This window comes from Alcanivorax sp. HI0083 (assembly GCF_001635175.1).
The window spans coordinates 1-1,339 of the sequence record NZ_LWFX01000415.1 but is presented as its reverse complement, the minus strand read 5'-3'; the positions used below and the strand labels follow the sequence as shown (position 1 = coordinate 1,339).

At 60.3% G+C, this 1,339-nt stretch carries 2 protein-coding genes; both read left to right on the top strand.

Features of this window, described 5'->3' with window-relative positions; all coding sequences use genetic code 11:
- The coding region (locus A3754_RS04320) for a lysophospholipid acyltransferase family protein (protein WP_197468449.1) at window positions 1–513 on the top strand (513 nt) is incomplete at its 5' end.
- A gap of 184 nt (window positions 514–697) precedes the next feature.
- A partial coding sequence (locus tag A3754_RS04315) for a BCCT family transporter (protein ID WP_197468448.1) occupies window positions 698–1,339 on the top strand: 642 nt, incomplete at its 3' end.

Genomic DNA, 1,339 nt, shown 5'->3' with positions numbered 1-1,339 from the left:
ATGGTCAAGGCAGCACGAGAGCGCACCGGCTCGGTACTGATTCCCACCAACAGTCAGGGGGTCAAAAAAGCGCTGGCGGCCATGAAAGCCGGCGGCACCCTGGGTATTCTTTCCGACCATAATCCGGGCAACCGCAGCAATCCCTCGGTGCCGTTTTTCGGCTATGACGTGCCCACTCCCGCGCTGATCGACAAACTCGTCCAGCGTTACCGCCCCCATGTGTTTATCGTTTCCTGCATTCGCGGCGAGGGTGGAGTGAACGATATCCACCTTCACTTCGAAGAGGCCCCGGCCATCGAACAGGCCAGTGACACCACCGATATTCTCACCGCCATGAACAGCAGCCTGCAGCGCTGCATTGACCGCAACCTGAGCCAGTACCAGTGGACCTACAAACGGTTCAAATGGGGCCCACGCGGTCGGCGTAACTGGTACCGGCAATCCAACCGCCTGTTGGGCGAGATTCGTAACGGCAAAGATCGCAAGGCACTGGGCCTGCATCCCGACGCATAACAGCGGCTCGGCTGCCGCCCACCGGCAAGGTCATGTAGAATAACCCCACTGTTTCATGCGTTTGCGCAACGCGCCATTCACCTGTGACCCAAGGTCCTGGCCGCAGTTTCCGGGTTTTCCGTTCTGGTCTCCTTGTTCGCCGCAGCAACGCCTGCGTCCCGGTCGCGTCTCACAGGAGACCACAATGTCTTTCTTGTCTCGCACCTTCCAGGCCGTCGATATACCGGTCTTTATTCTCAGCGGCGGCCTGATCCTGCTGTTTGTAGGTCTGTCCCTCTGGGATATTGAACAAACCGCCGCCTGGGTACAGACCAGCTTTGCCTGGTCCACCAAGTTGTTTGGCGCCTATTGGCAGCTACTCATGCTCGCCACCTTCTTCATCTCCCTGTATCTGGCCATCAGCCGGGTGGGCAATGTGCGCCTCGGCGGCATGGAAAAACCGGAGCTGTCCACTTTCAAATGGGTATCGATCATCATGTGTACCCTGCTCGCCGGGGGCGGGGTGTTCTGGGCCGCGGCGGAGCCCATCGCCCACTTTGTATCGGCACCGCCCCTGTTTGGCGAAGCCAGCAGCCCTCTGGAGCAAGGCACCAACGCCCTGGCACAAAGCTTCATGCACTGGGGGTTCCTTGCCTGGGCCATTCTCGGTTGCCTGACCAGCATCACCCTGATGGTGCTGCACTATGACAAGGGCTTGCCGTTAAAGCCCCGCACCCTGCTTTACCCGGTGTTCGGTGAGCGCATCCTGCACGGCCCCGGCGGGGCGATTGTGGATGCCTGCTGTGTACTGGCCGTGGTGGCCGGCACCGTCGGGCCCATCGGCTTT